The 16,915-nt window shown below is 62.5% G+C and carries 17 protein-coding genes; 16 read left to right on the forward strand and 1 reads right to left on the reverse strand.

The features are described 5' to 3' along the window. Position 1 precedes the first annotated feature (1 nt). The 3 genes from BLT64_RS02725 to BLT64_RS02735 are packed head-to-tail and all read left to right on the forward strand — an operon-like array spanning position 2 to position 7,108. Positions 2-4,381 (forward strand): Eco57I restriction-modification methylase domain-containing protein, encoded by a 4,380-nt coding sequence (locus BLT64_RS02725; protein ID WP_011747843.1) that lies wholly within the window; start codon positions 2-4, stop codon positions 4,379-4,381. After that, positions 4,371-6,332, forward strand: coding sequence for a DUF2326 domain-containing protein (locus BLT64_RS02730; RefSeq protein ID WP_011747842.1), 1,962 nt, complete (start codon positions 4,371-4,373; stop codon positions 6,330-6,332). The genes BLT64_RS02725 and BLT64_RS02730 overlap by 11 nt, the downstream gene beginning before the upstream one ends. Beyond that, positions 6,332-7,108 carry an HNH endonuclease gene (locus BLT64_RS02735; RefSeq protein ID WP_011747841.1) on the forward strand — a complete coding sequence of 259 codons (777 nt, stop codon included), beginning with the start codon at positions 6,332-6,334 and terminating at the stop codon, positions 7,106-7,108. Before BLT64_RS02730 ends, BLT64_RS02735 begins: the two co-directional genes overlap by 1 nt. Positions 7,109-7,372: 264 nt before the next feature. Here BLT64_RS02735 and BLT64_RS02745 read toward each other — a convergent pair whose 3' ends face one another. Continuing rightward, a complete protein-coding gene (locus tag BLT64_RS02745) occupies positions 7,373-7,894 on the reverse strand; it encodes a 2'-5' RNA ligase family protein (RefSeq protein ID WP_041529858.1) in 522 nt (173 codons plus the stop codon). Positions 7,895-8,011: 117 nt separating this feature from the next. Here BLT64_RS02745 and BLT64_RS02750 point away from each other — a divergent pair, with 117 nt between their 5' ends. The 13 genes from BLT64_RS02750 (at position 8,012) to BLT64_RS02810 (ending at position 16,911) form a co-directional block, all read left to right on the forward strand. Next, positions 8,012-8,500, forward strand: coding sequence for a hypothetical protein (locus BLT64_RS02750; protein WP_232290443.1), 489 nt, complete (start codon positions 8,012-8,014; stop codon positions 8,498-8,500). A gap of 556 nt (positions 8,501-9,056) precedes the next feature. Continuing rightward, positions 9,057-9,380, forward strand: coding sequence for a DUF736 domain-containing protein (locus BLT64_RS02755; RefSeq protein WP_011747836.1), 324 nt, complete (start codon positions 9,057-9,059; stop codon positions 9,378-9,380). A 195-nt stretch (positions 9,381-9,575) separates the two neighbouring features. Next, positions 9,576-9,824: a helix-turn-helix domain-containing protein gene (locus BLT64_RS02760; protein ID WP_041529857.1), complete on the forward strand. Its 249-nt coding sequence runs from the start codon at positions 9,576-9,578 to the stop codon at positions 9,822-9,824. 150 nt (positions 9,825-9,974) lie between these two features. Continuing rightward, positions 9,975-10,193, forward strand: a complete 219-nt coding sequence (locus tag BLT64_RS02765; RefSeq protein WP_428833709.1) for a DUF2285 domain-containing protein — start codon at positions 9,975-9,977, stop codon at positions 10,191-10,193. Between the two features lie 106 nt (positions 10,194-10,299). Next, positions 10,300-10,608, forward strand: a complete 309-nt coding sequence (locus BLT64_RS27715) for a transcriptional regulator domain-containing protein (RefSeq protein ID WP_074810315.1) — start codon at positions 10,300-10,302, stop codon at positions 10,606-10,608. After that, entirely contained in the window at positions 10,565-11,074 is a 510-nt protein-coding gene (locus tag BLT64_RS02775; protein ID WP_041529856.1) for a DUF2285 domain-containing protein, read from the forward strand. The genes BLT64_RS27715 and BLT64_RS02775 overlap by 44 nt, the downstream gene beginning before the upstream one ends. 137 nt (positions 11,075-11,211) lie before the next feature. Then, positions 11,212-11,493 (forward strand): helix-turn-helix transcriptional regulator, encoded by a 282-nt coding sequence (locus BLT64_RS02780; RefSeq protein ID WP_011747831.1) that lies wholly within the window; start codon positions 11,212-11,214, stop codon positions 11,491-11,493. Positions 11,494-11,511: 18 nt separating this feature from the next. Continuing rightward, positions 11,512-12,684: a replication initiator protein A gene (locus tag BLT64_RS02785; RefSeq protein WP_011747830.1), complete on the forward strand. Its 1,173-nt coding sequence runs from the start codon at positions 11,512-11,514 to the stop codon at positions 12,682-12,684. Next, complete coding sequence (locus BLT64_RS02790) at positions 12,684-13,205, forward strand: DUF2840 domain-containing protein (protein WP_011747829.1); 522 nt, start codon at positions 12,684-12,686, stop codon at positions 13,203-13,205. The genes BLT64_RS02785 and BLT64_RS02790 overlap by 1 nt, the downstream gene beginning before the upstream one ends. Beyond that, entirely contained in the window at positions 13,202-13,744 is a 543-nt protein-coding gene (locus BLT64_RS02795) for a S26 family signal peptidase (RefSeq protein WP_011747828.1), read from the forward strand. Before BLT64_RS02790 ends, BLT64_RS02795 begins: the two co-directional genes overlap by 4 nt. Before the next feature lie 66 nt (positions 13,745-13,810). After that, the gene (locus BLT64_RS02800; RefSeq protein ID WP_011747827.1) at positions 13,811-14,146 is read left to right on the forward strand and encodes a DUF736 domain-containing protein; all 336 of its coding nucleotides are present in this window, start codon (positions 13,811-13,813) and stop codon (positions 14,144-14,146) included. Between the two features lie 2 nt (positions 14,147-14,148). Next, the gene (locus tag BLT64_RS02805; RefSeq protein WP_011747826.1) at positions 14,149-14,913 is read left to right on the forward strand and encodes a lytic transglycosylase domain-containing protein; all 765 of its coding nucleotides are present in this window, start codon (positions 14,149-14,151) and stop codon (positions 14,911-14,913) included. A gap of 243 nt (positions 14,914-15,156) precedes the next feature. Further along, positions 15,157-16,911 carry a relaxase/mobilization nuclease domain-containing protein gene (locus BLT64_RS02810; RefSeq protein ID WP_011747825.1) on the forward strand — a complete coding sequence of 585 codons (1,755 nt, stop codon included), beginning with the start codon at positions 15,157-15,159 and terminating at the stop codon, positions 16,909-16,911. Positions 16,912-16,915 lie beyond the last annotated feature (4 nt).

A 16,915-nucleotide genomic window follows, 5' to 3' on the forward strand; every position in this document is an offset into this window, starting at 1 on the left:
CATGGCCCGCAAACCAATTACCGATATGTCCGCGTGGCCGTCGCTGAGCCTCGAAGGCAACCTGATCGCGCCTGCAATGATCGCAAAGATCGATCAGCGCCAGGCACCCGAGCAATCCCCCGAGGAATACGGGGTTCGCAAAGGCCTACAGATCCGCGAGGAAATCGCCACCGCCTTCCGCGTAGGCCAATCGCATTTCGATGCCTTTGCGAAGATCGAACACCCCTCGGCCGCCGCCACCTCGCGTTTCATCGCCGACTTCTTCAAGGAAACCTTCGGGTACACAGACCTCACGGTGGCAGCGGCACCGATCGCCCTGATCGCGTCCGATCGTGTGCCTGTCGTCGTCGTCCCGCCGTCCGAGCTACTTGACCGCCGCAGCCCGACGCTCTCGACGGACAGGTCGCGCTCTCCGGCCTTTGCCCTTCAGGACCACCTGAATGATCGGGACGAGGCCCTTTGGGGCATAGTCACCAATGGGATGCAGTTGCGCCTCATGCGCGACAATGCCTCGCTGACCCGTCCGGCCTATGTCGAGGCCGATCTGGCGCAGATGTTTACCAACGAAGACATTGCGTCCTTCGCGGTGCTCTGGCTCATGATCCACCGCACCCGCTTCGGCGCGGCAGAGACCACCGCCACCGATTGCCCCATCGAACGCTGGCGCGATGCCGGCTCCAAGGAGGGCGAAGCCGCGCGAGATCGCCTGGCCGGTCAGGTCCAACTGGCCCTCAAACTGCTCGGCTCGGGCTTCCTCGAGGCTAACCCCGACCTCGCCGCGAAACTGCGGTCCGGCGAAGTGAACCTGACCGAGTGGTTCAACGAACTCCTGCGTCTCGTCTACCGGCTGATCTTCCTGATGGTGGCCGAGGACCGGAACCTCCTCCACCCCGAAAAGGCCAAGCCCGAGGCGCGCGCCCTTTACGCCCAAGGCTATTCGCTCCAGTCGCTGCGCAAGCAATGCTACCGCGCCGCCACCTGGGACAAGCACCATGACCGCTACGAGGGGGTGAAGATCGTCTTCCGCGCCCTCACACATGGCCAACCCGCCCTTGCGCTGCCCGCGCTCGGCGGCCTCTTTGCCGAGGACAGGCTGCCCCACTTGGAGACCGCCCGCCTGCGCAACCGCGCCTTCATGGAAGCGCTCTATCGCCTCTCCTGGCTCGCGGACAAGACCGGCATGGTCCCCGTCAACTGGCGCGCGATGGAGACCGAGGAACTGGGCTCGGTCTACGAATCCCTCCTCGAACTCCAGCCGCAGCTGTGTGACGACGGCAAGACGCTGGTCTTCGCCTCCGAGGCGGCCGAGCAGAAGGGCAACCAGCGCAAGACCACCGGCTCCTACTACACGCCCGACAGTCTCGTGCAGGCGCTGCTCGACACCGCGCTCGATCCCGTGCTCGACAAGACTGAGGCCGAGGCGGACGATCCCGCCAAGGCGCTGCTGAAGCTTTCGGTCATCGACCCCGCCTGCGGCTCGGGTCACTTCCTGCTGGCCGCTGCCCGCCGCATCGCAACGCGGCTTGCCCGCATTCGTGAGGGCGGCACTCCGGGACTCGAACACTTCCGCCATGCGCTGCGCGATGTCGCGCGCTGCTGCATCCACGGGGTGGACCGCAACCCTATGGCGGTGGAGCTGACCAAAGTCGCGCTGTGGATCGAGACGGTGGACCCGGGCCTTCCCCTCGGCTTCTTCGACGCGCAGATCCGCTGCGGCGATGCGCTGCTCGGCGTGTTCGACCTGCAGGTGTTGCAGGACGGCATTCCCGATGCCGCCTACAAGCCGCTCACCGGCGATGATCGAAACACGGCGCGCTACTACCTTCAAGCGAACCGCGCCGCGACGTCTGGGCAAGGCGGGTTCGACTTCGGCACCGGTCAGGCGTCGATGCCCGCGATGAAGCCGCTGGCACTGGATTTCTCGGGTTTCCGCGACCTGCCCGAGGATACGGTCGAGCAGATCGGCGCCAAGGCCAAGCGGTTCAAGGAGCTGCGCAAGGGGCAGACCTTCGTCCGCGCCAAGGCGGCGGCGGACCTCTATGTGGCGGCCTTCCTGCTGCCAAAAGTGGGCGGCGCACCGGCGGGAGCGTCGGAGCGGACAGTACCGACGACCGAAGAGATGTGGATGGCCCTCAATCAGGGCAAGATGCGCCAGGCGATGGTCGAGGCCCCCAAGGCCGCCCGCAACGCCCGCGCCCTGCATTGGCCGCTGGAGTTCCCTGATGTGATGCAACGCGGCGGCTTCGACGTGGTGCTGGGAAATCCGCCTTGGGAAGTCATTCAGCTATCAGAGAAGGAGTTCTTTGCGTCCGTGGCACCGGAAGTTGCCACCTTGGCCGGAGCAAAACGGAAGGCCAAAATCGCAAAGCTTGAAGAGATCAATCCCGCCCTCTTCATGTCGTATGTTCTTGGGAAGCGCGAATTTGATGCCGCCAATGAATTTGCTCGCGCATCAAATCGCTTTTCCTATTCTGCCGAAGGCAAGCTAAATACATACTCTCTGTTTGCCGAGCTCTTTCTTTCCCTAATGGGGAGCGGTGGAGGCGCTGGCCTGATCGTGCCGACAGGTATCGCGACCGATAAGTTCAATGCAAAGTTCTTCGCTCATATCAGCGGAGAAAAGATGGTGCGCTCGCTGTTTTCGTTCGAGAATGAAGAGTTCGTCTTTCCCGCGATTCACCACTCAATACGGTTTTGCCTACTGACGCTATCCCGCGCTAATATTGACCGGGCCGAGTTTGCATTTTTCCTAAGAAGGATATCGCAGCTCGAAGATCCAACGCGAGTTTACCATCTCTCGCCCGAGGAAATTCAGCTCATCAACCCGATAACTTCAACAGCTCCAATTTTCCGAACGAGAGACGATGCGGACCTCACCGCTGCAGTGTATAATCGATTGCCAGTTCTCGGGGAGGCGCTTACTTGGGAGACTTGGCGGGTTGACCTAATTCAAAATTTCTTCTCGACTTCGAACGCAGCAGACTCGGAAATTATAGTTCGCGCCGAGGACATGGGGGCAACAACCGGATTTGTTCCGGTGCTCAGGGGAACAATGGTTGACCAGTTCAATCACGGCGCCGCTGCGTATGACCTCACAGCCGACGAATTCATCGAAACGACGCCGCTTGATCTGCCTGAGAGCTGGGCGGACGTTCGGTCAGATAAGTACGTTCCCATTGACGAACTCGAGAAGAAACTTCGCGCCCTCGATTGGGAAGATGGATGGTTGGCTGGATGGCGCGATATCACTAGTGCCCACGTTAACCGTACGGTGATAGCGAGCATTTTCCCCAAAACGGCAACAGACGACACCCTTTCTTTAATGCTCCCGAGAGGTGGAGCTACACACGCAGCCACACTAGTAGCGAACTTGAATTCTTTGCCTCTCGACTATGTTGCGCGACAAAAGGTCGGCGGCACGCATATTCGTAAGTATGTGATTTCACAGTTTCCCATCCTGCCGCCAGAATTCTACTCTGAATTGCGCCTAGATTTCGTGACGTCTCGCGTACTAGAACTCACCTACACTTCACACAATCTGGCCTCTTTCGCCCGCGATCTGGGCCATGACGGCCCGCCCTTCGCCTGGAACGAGGACCGCCGCGCGCAACTCCGCGCCGATCTCGACGCCTTCTACGCCCGCGCCTACGGCCTGACCCGCGACGAGCTGCGCTACATCCTCGACCCCGCCGACGTGAAGGGCCCCGACTACCCCTCGGAAACCTTCCGCGTCCTGAAGGAAAAGGAAATCCGCCAACACGGCGAATACCGCACTCGCCGCCTCGTCCTCGAAGCCTGGGACCGGATGGCGCAGGATGGCACGTTTGCCGCTCTCGGTATGGCTGACAGAGCAATGGCCGTCGCTCAACAAATCGCGCTGTCCCCGCTCAACCAGTATGAGGACGCAATGTGGGCGTGGCCTCAGGGTATCAATGAGCGAGACAGAGTTCGGGCACAGCTTCGGGCGATGGTGGGTATTCTGCCAGGGCCTTCCGATGCCCGTCGCGTCCGTCTGGCTGCACTCGCCTGCCTTCAGCCAGGTCTGCTGGATGGGTTCCTGATGGAAGCGGATCGCCGAGAGTGGCAACGTCTCTTGGCGCACTCGACGGGCGCTACCCAACTCGTTCCGCCAACGAACGCGGCTTGGGGCGCGGCCTTCAATGAACTTGTTTCCTCTGCGGTGTTGGATGTCTCATCAGACGGCACACAATGGAGCGCAGGTTCGAGGCTTGATCGATCGACCCTGAATGCAAGCGATCCTGCCGTCGGCCGCGCAATCTTCGCATGGTCGAGGCTGGAAGGTGCGGACTTGGATCACGGGCTCTCGCAGGTGTCGGCCGTAATCCTTCCGTTCATCAGGGAGGGTCGCCTTGCAGCCTGATCTGTTTCAGCCATCCGAGATTGAATTCAATCTGCCCGAAGGGCAACAAGGGCCCCGCCTGTGGGTTCGACGGTTGGCGCTCTGGCGCGATCCTCAGACCCTGCTGCGCGACATCGAGCTTCGGCGCGGGGTCAACATCATCTGGTCGCCCGATTTGTCGATGAACGGTACCGGTGCCACCCCTCATGGCAGCGGCAAGACGACGTTCTGCCGTTTGATCCGGTATTGCTTGGGCGAGCGCACCTTCGCCAACGACGAACAGCGCCCGCTCATGCAGCAAAAATTGCCGAATGGCTTTGTTGGCGCCGAAGTCATCATTGATGGCGAGTGTTGGGTGGTCACCCGTCCGATTGGCATGAACCTGCCCTCTCGCGCCACCCGCGCAGAGCGGATCGAGGAGACATTTGACCAGCTTCTGGTCGGCACTGAACCTCCAACGATAGCGCCGGTGATCTCCGACAGATTTTGTGCCCGGTATCGAGATCAGGTTCCGGACAACTTGAAGGCAGAACAAGTCTGGGACGTTCTGCTGGCCTGGCTCACCCGCGATCAGGAATGCCGTCTGGACGACGTCTTCGACTGGCGATCCAAGCGGTCCGGTTCGGGATCACCTGCTCAGGAACTTTCTCTTGAGACAAGGCTGACTGTCGTGCGTCTGGCTATCGGGGCGCTCTCAGCGGACGAGGTTCAAGCCACGAAGGAGGCGAGAGCACATACGCGCGAGCGCGACGGTCTACGTGAAAAGCTCGGCCATCTCGACTGGTTCCAAAGCCAAAGATTCGACGAACTCTGTGAACGCCTTTCTTACTCCAAAGACCGTGATCCGACGGAAGAGATCGTGCGCAAGGAGTTGATCGACAAGGCGAATGAAGTACTGGCGAAGGCCCTGGGCACCGAGCACTCCAAGGGTGGTCGCCCCAGCGACGCTCTGCGCGGCAAACGAAACCTTCTGCAGTCCGAACGAAACAAAAGAAGCGACGAAAGGGCGGAGAAGAAGGCCCTATTGAACAGCCTTCCGAGTCAGATTTCTGCTGCTCGTGCCGAACAAGGTACCGAGCAAGCAAGACTTGAAACTGGCGTTATTGTCCGTTGCGCAATTTGTCATGTCAGCATCGATGAGGTGAAGGCCAATGGATGTGGGGTGTCTCTGGAACGGTGCAACCTTGACGAGGTGAAAGGCCGGATTGAACGGACTGAGAAACATGTTGCTGAGCTAGATCGTCAAAGATTGGCACTGCCCGGAGAAATTGAGAACCTCGATCAGGAAATCTTGCGTCTGGATGGTGAAATTTCCAAAATTGAAGATTCTTTCGCGCAACTCGAGCGGCAAGCCTCAGACGCCAACAAAGCTATAAATCACGCTCAGGACTTGGTGAGAGAAGCTAACTGGTTCGACCGCCAGTTAAGTGATCGCGCCCGAATAGTTCAGCGCTTGGCCGGCGTTGACAGAATGCTTGACGGTCAACGACAAAAGATGGGCCTTGAGCGCGAACGCGCCGCGGCAGCGATAGGTGACTTGGAAACACTCTTTCGACAACTTGTCGCGACTCTGATGCCCAATGGCTGTACTGGGAAAGTGAAACTCGACGGTAACGGTCTACATCCCGAGATATTGCTAGATCGTGGCGCGGGCCTTTCAACGGCGGCAGTAGAGTCGTTCAAGATCGTTGCTTTCGACCTCGCCGCCATGATCCTTTCTGTGAACGGAAAGGCGGACCTACCGTCGTTCCTCATCCATGACAGTCCCCGCGAAGCAGACCTCGACGCTGGCATCTACTCAAATCTCTTTGATTTCGCGCTGGGCCTGGAAGAGAAAACAAGCCCCCCACCATTCCAGTATATTGTAACGACAACTACCGCCCCATCGCAAATCACAGCAGATCATCACTCGGTACGGCTAAAACTGTCATCAACCCCACCTGAAGCCAGATTGTTTGCGATGGACTTTTGATGATCGAGACGCCCCAATCCTTCGTGACCCGCCAGGAATGCGACAAAGTCACCTACCAGAACGGCTTCCGGCGCCCCCAAGGCGAAATCGATGGCTGGCAGCGGTACAGTTCGACGACCGCGCAGGGATCGATCTGGCTCGCACGGGACACTTCCGGTGCGTGGCTCCTCGCCCTGGATCACGCCGGAGTCATCGCAGAGATCGGGATTGAGGCGTCCGATACCGCAGGACCAGGCCTCGCACGGTTCCGGCTTGCCTCGCTGGCACTGCTTTATGGCGTGATGCCACGAGTTTACGAGCTTGCCGCAAGCCTTCCCGACGCACCACTTCAGGAGTTTATTCACCGCACCAAGCACTTGCCGAAGACGACGGAGGCGGAACGCCTTGTGGTCCAGCGTGTCGGCCAGAACATCTTTCGTGAGCGTCTGATCAAATACTGGCGGGGGCGATGCCCTCTTACCGGGATTGTCGACAAGCCGCTTCTACGTGCCTCTCACATCAAGCCATGGCGCGACTGTGAAAACGACGCAGAGCGTCTGGATGTCCATAATGGTTTGCTTCTGTCGGCTCTTTGGGATGCCGTATTCGATGGTGGTCTGGTTACCTTCGGTGATGACGGCATTCCGGTCTTTTCGGCGAACCTCAGCGAGCAGGCACGTGCGCGACTAAGTTTTGATCGGCCAGTCGATCTGACCGACAAGCATCGGGTCTTCTTGGACTGGCACAGGACGAAGGTATTCGACGTCAAAGCACCTGACGCCCCGCATGCTGATTGAGCCGGGGGGCCAAGCGGCGTCGCAGGAGCAACGCCGTTCCGCTCGCGCATGCCTTCTGCCTTGCCATGCCCATCGCAAGTTCGCCGACGTATTCATGACGACCCAGTCGCGGGCCGCGCTCGAGGTCCTGTTCCGGATCAGGGAAGCCGCCGCAGCATGTGCCCTTCTGATGAAGGTCCGCTGTGGGCCGGAAGTGTAGGGGCGCGGCGCGGATCAAGCACGACCACCTGCCGCGCTTCCGTACGCCGCCTTCTAACCCTAGCCCTACTTTCCGAATGGGATGGTGCGGAGGTGGTGCAGCCCCCCGTGTTCAAGCTTAACGACCTCCAGGGCCCGGATGGTTCCCAAGAGCGGGAAGTCTCCGAGGGAAGATGTCTCTAAACGCTCGATAATCGTTCGATCAGGGTTCGTCGCGACCGTCATGTGTGGACGGTAGGGAATATCGTCCTTTCGCTCCGCCCTCTGAACACCTTCGTAGAGCTGGTCATGCAGTGCCGCCAAATGGGAACTTCCGGTCGAGCTGACGAGAAGCAGTTTATGGGTCTTTTCAAAGGGATCGTGTGTAATCTCCTCTGAGGCGAAAGACACCTCAAACTGCGATGACCTGCTGGCCACTGCCTCGCAGTGTTCCTGGAACTCTTGAGGGCGAATGTTCATCAGCCCGAACACGAGAGTTACGTGTGGGGGGACGAGCTCGGCTCTGGCCGGCTCGTTCTCGGTCCGAAACCGACGAATGCGCTCGGCGACACTCGGCTCAAACTGTGGATATGCCAGGACGTAAATCATCACGACACAGTGGGGAAATCTGCAACATGGGTCAACGATCGGCTGGTTCCCTCAGGGGGGCGGGTCACCTTGTGTCTCGCCCAAAGACAAGAATTCTGCTAACTTTCAGGTTGCGCCATGGTGGTGGTGGCAGGCGCGACCGTTCCACGTCAAACGGGAGACACCACCATGTTCGTTCTCGGAATCCTTGCATCTATTGCCGCCATCGCAGCCATGTGCTGGTTGCTGTTCAACCTTGCCGTCTTCGCCCTGCCGCTCTTCGTCGGACTTCACACCGGCATCTGGGCCTATGGCACCGGCGCGGGCTGGCCCGGTGCAATCCTCGTCGGCGGCTTCGCCGCCGGCTTGACGCTCGCCATCGGCCAGGCGCTGATCATACTCGTCCGGCCGCTCTGGGCGCGCTTTGCCATCACCCTGATCTTCGTGGTGCCGGCGATGGTCGTCGGTTTTCACGCCACCCTAGGGATCGCCAGGACCATGATGCCCTCGGAGACATGGCAGATGATCTTCGCCGTCATCGGCGCTGGCGCCGTTGGCGTTTCCGCCTTCCTCCGCATTGCCGGCATGGCCGCCGACTCTTCGGACCGATCGGCCGTCGGCGCCTGACACTGCCAACGATCCGATGAGGCGGGCCCGGATCAGCGCTGGAATGCCATTCCGATCGTCAGGATGCCGGTATGGAGCGGTGTGCGGATCGGCATGAGACCCGCGTCGTTGCACGTGGCCGTGCGGTGGGAATGGCGGACCGTTCGAGCGGCAGACTGCTCCTGTGATCGCGGGCGGCACGTCGGGCGGGGCGCTTGGAGAACGACGCGCAATGCCTGTCGCGGGCGAGCCAATCCGCCGGTGAAAGGCCGGTCAGGCTGATGAGCATCCGCGGTTGCCATCGTCTCCGTTCCTTGCCCGTCCCATGTCCGCTCCATACGGCCCTTTCAATGGCCTGATCTGGCCGAAGACCGGCTGTGCCTCGACCGGCTTGGCGCAACAGCGCCGCCATAACTTTCTTCCCCTGGGCTGCGCCCATTCCGCGCGAGACAAGAAAGTTCTGCCTGTGCTGTCCAGCCCCCGGCAAAGCGGGGGTGCGCCGCCAGTCGTCTCCGGCCTGTCGATCGCCATCGGGCCGCAATGGTGCGGACCCGGAAACGGAAAACGGAGACTTAAAATGGCGACCATCGGCACCTTCAAGAAGACCGGCAACGAATTCACCGGCGAAATCGTCACCCTCAGCGTCCAGGCCAAGGGCGTGCGCATCGTCCCCGACACCCGCGCCACCGGCGAGAACGCCCCCAGCCACCGGGTCCTCGTCGGCCGCGCCGAGATCGGCGCCGCCTGGTCCAAGCGCTCGGGCGAGGGCCGCGACTATCTGGGCCTCAAGCTCGACGATCCGAGTTTCACCGCCCCGATTTACGCCAATCTCTTCGATGAGGAGGACGGCGAGAGCTACGCGCTGATCTGGTCCCGCCCCAACGGTCGCCGCAGCGAGTAGCGGCGCCGTGAGGCCCCGGCCGACAGGCCGGGGCCCGCCCGCCAAACCGGGCAACCGAATCAGTTTTTCCGTTCGGCGGTTCCAAGACGAAAACGCGATATAAACGCAGAGGAATTACGGTGGAGATTCTCCCAAGAGCGACTATAATAGTCGTAGTTCTGGCGTGCGCGCCGGGCCGGATGGGAGGTGATCTGCATGATCACCTCCCGACAATCGCGGGCCGCGCGTGCGCTTCTTGGATGGACACAGGAGCAGCTTGCGGATGAGGCCCGGGTATCTTTGACCGCGCTCAAGCGCCTCGAATCCGAAAGCGGGCTCGAGGTTTACGAGACCACGCGCGATCAGGTTCGACGGGCTTTTGAAGCGAATGGCATTCTGCTCCTGAACTCCGACCAGGGGATAGGAGTGATGCATGTTCAGGCGAAGGCCGTCCCGAAGGGCTGAGTTTTCCGGCACGTCTCCCCGAAGAGGGACGCCCGCCGTCGCCATGCTCACAAGAAGATCGAACAACCGTGCTAAACATGCTGGAAAACCGCAGTGGGGTGGCACGTGAGGATCGGAGAATTGCAGGATGTACCGCCGCAAGGAGCCGTGGTGACGGATTATGACCTTCGCCACATGGCGCAATATATGCGTTTGCTCGATGCTGCAGGCGAGGGCGCGAGCTGGCAGGAGGCGGCGCGGATCATCCTGGGCCTTGATACGCAGAAAGAGCCTGAGCGGGCGCGCTTGGTCCACGATACCCATCTTGAACGCGCGCGCTGGCTGAGTTCCGAGGGCTATCGGCAGTTGGCGGCGGGGCGCACCGGCTGAGAAGGTGATACGTGCCACGCATCACCTGATGCCTTGGGGCGGACTTCCCAAGTGATTGATCTCCCGGAATCCTTTCCTGAGATCAACCCAGGGGAGAGGCGATGCCATGCAACCCGACCGCTCGAATTGGCGTGACCAGGCGGCCTATGACTATCTCGATGATCTGGCCGCGCCGGAACTCGGCTGGGAATGCCTGCGCCGCAATCCCGAGTATCAAGATGACTATGCAGAACTTGTAGGGGGACCACCTGAGAGGGCTGACCTGAGGGATCAGGTCGGCCGTCGATGGGGTCTATGCTTTCCCGATACGGCCTGGTCTGACCGCGACTGTTGCAGAGATATTCTGGCGCCCCGAAATCGATACCAGCGCCGTGATCCTCGCGGTCGCCCCCGAGGCACTCGCCGGAGAGACTGATACTCCCGGCGGTGAGATAGTCGCCCCGAAGGGCAGGGCATCCCCCATTGGTAAGCACCTGCGGCACAGGTTGCCGGACGGAACATACCTGCATCTCGTTGCTCCTCTGAAGCACTGTGGACGGCTTGTTGCCACTGTTCCTGTCGGCCCCGAGGGCCTTGATCGCATCGAAGCGATCCAGCGGCTTCTGGCGGACCAGCATCGACGTCGTTCAATCCCGCGCGACACCCGCCTGACCGCGCAGCAGAAAGCGCGCCTGCGGCGTGTCCTTCAAGCCTCCGACGCCGCCTTCGACGGCGCGACCCAGAAGCAGATCGCCGATGTGCTGTTCCGTACCGGTCGCCTGGACCGCGATGAATGGCAGGTCTCCTCGGCCCGTTTTGCCGTCTCCAGTCTCCTTCGTGAGGGGCGTGACCTGATCGCCGGCGGCTATCGCAAGCTCCTGCGTCACCAGCGCCGCCTCTAGGTCGGCGATCCCGCGCCGCGGTGTGCGAATTTACCCCTGCCAACTCCCCACTGCATCTGACCGGACGCGCTTCGCCATCATGACCGTCATCCGCCGCTGTTTCGCGGCACTGGTCACACACAGCAGGGAGACGCCCGATGTCCGCCATCTCAACCGAACTTCCCCCGCGCTATCTGCGCACCAAGGAAGCCGCGCATTTCCTCAGTCTGTCGGCTCGGACGCTGGAGAAGCACCGGACCTATGGCACCGGTCCCGCCTACCACAAGCTGGGCGGACGCGTGGTCTATGCGATCGAGGACCTGCAGGCCTGGGTCGGACGCGGCGCCGTCACCTCGACATCCGACCCGCGCGGGCAAGTGCTGCCAGCCAAACGCCGCACGCTCGCCAACCTCCCGCAGCCCGGCCGATTCGTGCGCTGACGCGGGGGCGACACCTTCATGACCGATGGACGCAGACCCCGTTCCGAGCGCGGGCAGCTCGATCTCTTCCGCGCGCTGCCCGGGGATTTCGCCCCCAGAGATGCGCAGGACCTCATGGCCTACCCCTTCTTTTCTCTCGCCAAGTCGAAACGGGTCGCACCGATCGACTTTGCCGCTGGCAGCGTCAGCATCCGGGTCGAAGCGGTTCCCGATCACGGTATGGCCACGATCTGGGATGCCGACATCCTGATCTGGGTGGCGAGTCAGATCGTCGAGGCGCGTGACGCTGGACTGCGCACGTCCCGGCTGATGGCCGCCACCCCATATGAGATCCTCACCTATGTCGGTCGCGGAACCAGTGCGCGGGATTACCAGCGCCTGAAGGCGGCGCTGGATCGTCTGCAGTCGACAACGATCTCCACTTCGATCCGGCAGCCGGCTGAAGGACGCCGGCACCGCTTCTCCTGGATCAACGAATGGCAGGAGCGCAGCGACAGGGACGGGCGGCCGGATGGTATCGAGCTGATCGTGCCCGACTGGTTTTACCAGGCGGTACTCGACAATGCGCTGATCCTCACCATCGACCGGGCGTATTTCGACCTGACCGGTGGGCTTGACCGCTGGCTGTATCGCCTGGTGCGCAAGCACGGTGGCCGCCAGCGCGATGGCTGGCGTTTCGACTTTCACCATCTTCACCAGAAGTCCGGGGCACTGTCGCCCTTCAAGCGCTTCGCCTTCGAGCTTCGCGACATCATCCGGCGGCAGCCGCTGCCGGGATACACGCTCTTTCTCGAAACTGAAGTTGGTGGTCGCAAGCTGCTGGCCTTCGAGCCTGCGCCGGGCTGTGGAAAACCTGTGAATGCGCTCGTGCTATCGGGAACCCGGACTATCGTGCCATCAGGAACCGGGGTCTCGTGCTATCAGGAACCCAAACAGGGTGTAACGCACAGAAGCAAAAGCGGAAATCTCTCCCTTAACTTAGAGTCTAACAAAGACTCTAACTTTGAAGAGCGCGCAGATGGTGTGGAGAACATCATCCGCAGCGCAGCCGGGAGCCTTCGAAAGGCTGAGAAACCGGACGCATCAAGCATGCCTGGCGCTGCCGGATCGTTCCGGGACAGCCCCGCCTCCGACACTGTCAGTCGCCCCGTCTTGGCACGCCTGCCGCTCGATCTACCGGGAGATCGGTGATGAGTGTCATTCTGAGACCCGGAAAATCATCTGCGACAGAGGCTTCCTCTCTCAGCTTCGATGACATGACCCGCGTCGAATTGATCTGGCTGGAGAAGCAGACCGAGTTCTGGATCCGGTTCGGCAACGGGGCAGGGGAGCAGGTCCTGGACCGCAGCCGACGTGTGGTCTTTTTTATGCCGGGTTCTGTCTTCGCCTTCGTCCGCTGGGCGGCGAGTGACTATGGAACCGTCCTCTCGCGTCTCGACATTCTGCGCGCGATCGCGCCCGGCTGTGCCTGTCAGACGCTGCCCTTCGTGCGCCCAGGTGGCGAGATTTTGTTGAAGATCGAAGGCTGGCCCAAGGTCGAGAAGGTCCTCCGCCATGTCGATGCCATCGAGGGTCTGGGCATCGATCCTGCCGACGTCGATCCCGATCACTGGCGCCATGTCGCCCACTGGATGAAGGCGGACCAAGCGCCGCGACCTTATACGGCGGAACGCCATGCCGCATGGCTCCGGCGTCGGGAGATCGGAAAATGACCCGTGCCCGCTACATCATGGTGACGGTTGCGGCGCTTGCCGCCGTCATCGTCGGCAGCATTCCGACTGCGCCACGGCTGGTCTGGAACGCCTCGGCCAGCGTGCCGATTGGTTTCTACACCATCGCGCCGGTGGACCGGCTCGCGGTGCCAGATCTGGTCGCGGTCATGCCGCCCGAACCCTTTGCAGGTTTCATGGTCGCGCGCGGCTACGTCGGTCGCGATGTGCCGATCCTGAAGCACGTCATCGGGCTGCCGGGACAACGGATCTGCCGTGACGGCGCCGCGATCACCATCGATGGCAGACACCTGGGGGAGGCGCGAGAGCGCGACAGCCAGGGCCGCGATCTTCCCGTCTGGCAGGGCTGTCGCACCATCGCGGAGGGCGAGGTCTTCCTGATGAACCCGGCGGTCGCTGACAGTTTCGACGGCCGCTACTTCGGGCCGTTCCCCACCTCGGCAGTGATCGGCCGTGCCAGTCCACTGTTCGCCGATGAGCGCGGCGATGGTCGCCTCGTCTGGCACGCGCCGGAGCGATGACGCGCGTCCATGGCGGGACGTGCCAGCGGCCCGCATCCCACTCACCGCATAAAGAAGGAACCTCCAATGCCACAGATCGGCCAATTCACACGCACCCCGTCCGGCTATGCCGGACAGCTGCGTACGCTCTCTCTCGACCTGGAACTGACCTTCGTTCCCACAGACAATGTCGATTCCGAGAAAGCTCCCGCCTATCGCATCCATCTCGGTGACGAGGAGGGCCCGGAGGTTGGCGCGGGCTGGAAACACACCGGCGAAATCGCAGGAGCGTTTGTTTCGGTCCTGCTCGATGATCCGGTTTTCCGGCATCCGATCCGCGCCCGCCTGTTCCAGTCGGATGAAGAGGGCAGGGAGTGGGGGCTGCACTGGACCCGCCCGAAGAAGCGCGATGAGCAGGACTGACAATGATCATGTCCAGCCCTCGTCCCGCCTCGGGGAGAGGTGGCATCTGCCGCCGCATTCTCCTCCTTCTTCTTTCCGGCCTCCTCATCCCGGTCACCGCCACGCAGACGCTCTTCGCGCAAACCGGTGTGCCCGAACACGCAATCGCCGCGCATCCCTATGCCGCCCAGGTCACCGAGGCATCGCAGCGCTTCGGCATTCCGACGACCTGGATCATGGCCGTGATGCGGACAGAGAGCGCGGGCGATCTGCGCGCGGTGTCTTCCGCTGGCGCGATGGGGCTGATGCAGGTCATGCCCGACACTTGGGCCGGGCTGCGCATCCGTCATGGCCTCGGCCATGATCCCTTCGAGCCGCGTGACAACATCCTCGCGGGCGCGGCCTATCTCCGTGAGATGTGGGATCGCTACGGCAATGTCGCGGCGATGCTGGCGGCCTATAATGCCGGTCCCGCCCGCTACGACGGATACCGACTGGCGGATCGTCCGCTGCCAGCCGAGACGCGTGCCTATGTCGCTGCGCTTGCACCCGTTCTGCTTGGCGAGCGGCCATCGGGTATCGCCATCACTGCAGCCCGACCGCGCGATTGGCGTGAGGCGGCGATCTTCATCAGCCGCGAAGACGGCGCGTCTGCGACCGATCCTGTGTCGCCTCACCGGGCGGTCGGCGGCGCTGCTTCACCCGTCTCGGCGGCGCCGCAAGCGGGCCTCACCCCGCAATCTGAGGGCCTCTTCGTCCAGCGGGAGACTGGTGAGGCACGGCCATGATCCGCGCGACGACACTTCGCATTCTATCGTGCTCTGGCGTGTCTTGGAGGGCGCGAGGGGTGGCGGCGGGCACCACGACCGAAGGATGGCAGGATAAAAGGGCGCACGGTGCGCGTCGGTTGGGCGGTTGTTTTTGTTCATGTTTTCGCCGCGTTCCGCACCGTGTGGCGCTTGTTCGCACCGTGCGCTGCGCGGCTATGCCTCTGATTTTTGGCGCTGTTTCGCACTGTGCGGGGAACTCCCATGCCCGATGATCGCGAGTTCCGCATCCGCCCGGGGCGTATCCGCTCCACCCGGGCGCAGCAGGCCCGGCCCTTTGTCGCACAGGCCCTGGCTGCCGCGAAAAAGGCCGGTGGTGGTGTCTCGCGGGCCGGGCGCGTCACCCCGGGCAATCGGTCCCGTTTCGGGCGCGGTCAGCGCGCCAGCATTCAGGCCAACCGCCTCATCACCGCCCGCACCCGCGGCGCGGTGGTCAAGGCGCGTGTGGTCCGGCACAGCGGGAAATCCGCACCCCTCGGAGCCCACCTCGATTACCTGCGCCGGGATGGCGTGACCCGGGACGGGGAGAAGGCCAGTCTCTTCGGGCCCGGAACGGAGGATGCCGATGGCCGGGCCTTTGCCGGGCGGTGTCGCGATGACCGTCATCATTTCCGGTTCATCGTCTCGCCCGACGACGCGCCGGACATGTCTGACCTGCAATCCTTCACCCGCGATCTCGTCGGGCGGATGGAACAGGATCTCGGCACGTCTCTTGACTGGGTCGGCGTCGATCACTGGAACACCGCGCATCCGCACGTCCACTTGATCGTTCGGGGCGTACGCGACGACGGCCAGGATCTCGTGATCTCGCGGGACTACATCAAGGAGGGCATGCGGGACAGGGCACGGGATATCATCACCCAGGAACTGGGCCCACGCAGCGATCTCGACATCCGCCGGACGCTTGAACGTCAGATCGGGGCCGAGCGCTGGACGCAGCTCGATCGTCAGTTGCTCCGGGATGCCGGGCGTTCCCGCATCCTCGACATGGCGCCGGATGCGGATCGGCAGCCGGATGCGTTTCACGCGCTGAAGGTCGGGCGGTTGCGCCGGCTGGAAGTGCTCGGCGTCGCCGACCAGATCGGACAGTCGCAATGGCACATCAGGGATGATGCAGAGGCAGTCCTGCGGGAGATGGGGGAGCGTGGCGACATCATCAAGCGGATGCATCGGGCGCTGACGGAACGCGGGATCGAGCGCGGGTCCTCGAGTTACGTCCTTGCCGCAGAGAGCCTCGATGTTCCTGTCATCGGTCGTCTGGTCCAGCGGGGCCTCGATGACGAGCTGAAGGGGACAGCCTATGCCGTCGTCGATGGTGTCGATGGCCGGAGCCACCATATCCGTCTGCCCCATCTCGACGCCGCCGGCGACAGCGCGCCGGGCTCGATCGTGGAACTCCGCACCTATGACGATTCGCGCGGCCAGCGTCGCGTCGCGCTGGCGGCTCGGTCCGACCTGGAACTCGCTGCGCAGGTGACCGCGTCCGGGGCCACCTGGCTCGACCGGCAGGCCATCGCGCGCGACCCGCTCGCCTTGTCGGACCAGGGCTTCGGTGCCGAGGTCCGGCAGGCCCTGGAAGCCCGGGCCGAGCACCTGGTCACGGAAGGGCTGGCCGAGCGGCGGGGCGGCAGAGTGGTCTTTGCCCGTCGCCTGCTTGGAACCTTGCGCGAGCGGGAGCTGCAGGCGGTTGGCACGCAGCTCTCGGGGGAGACCGGGTTGCTGTTCAACAAGGCGGATGCTGGCGACTACGTCAGCGGCCTCTATCGCCAGCGTCTCGCGCTGGCTTCGGGGCGCTTTGCGATGATTGAGGGCTATGGCGCCGACGGCGCGCTCGGCTTCCAGCTGGTGCCCTGGTCGCCCTCCCTCGAAAAGCATCTCGGCCGGGATGTCACCGGCGTCGCACGCGGGGACGGCGGGGTCGATTGGGACTTCGGCCGCAAGCGCGGCATCGGCCTCTGATCAA

This window comes from Paracoccus denitrificans (genome assembly GCF_900100045.1).
In the GTDB taxonomy this organism is placed as follows: Bacteria; Pseudomonadota; Alphaproteobacteria; order Rhodobacterales; family Rhodobacteraceae; genus Paracoccus; species Paracoccus denitrificans.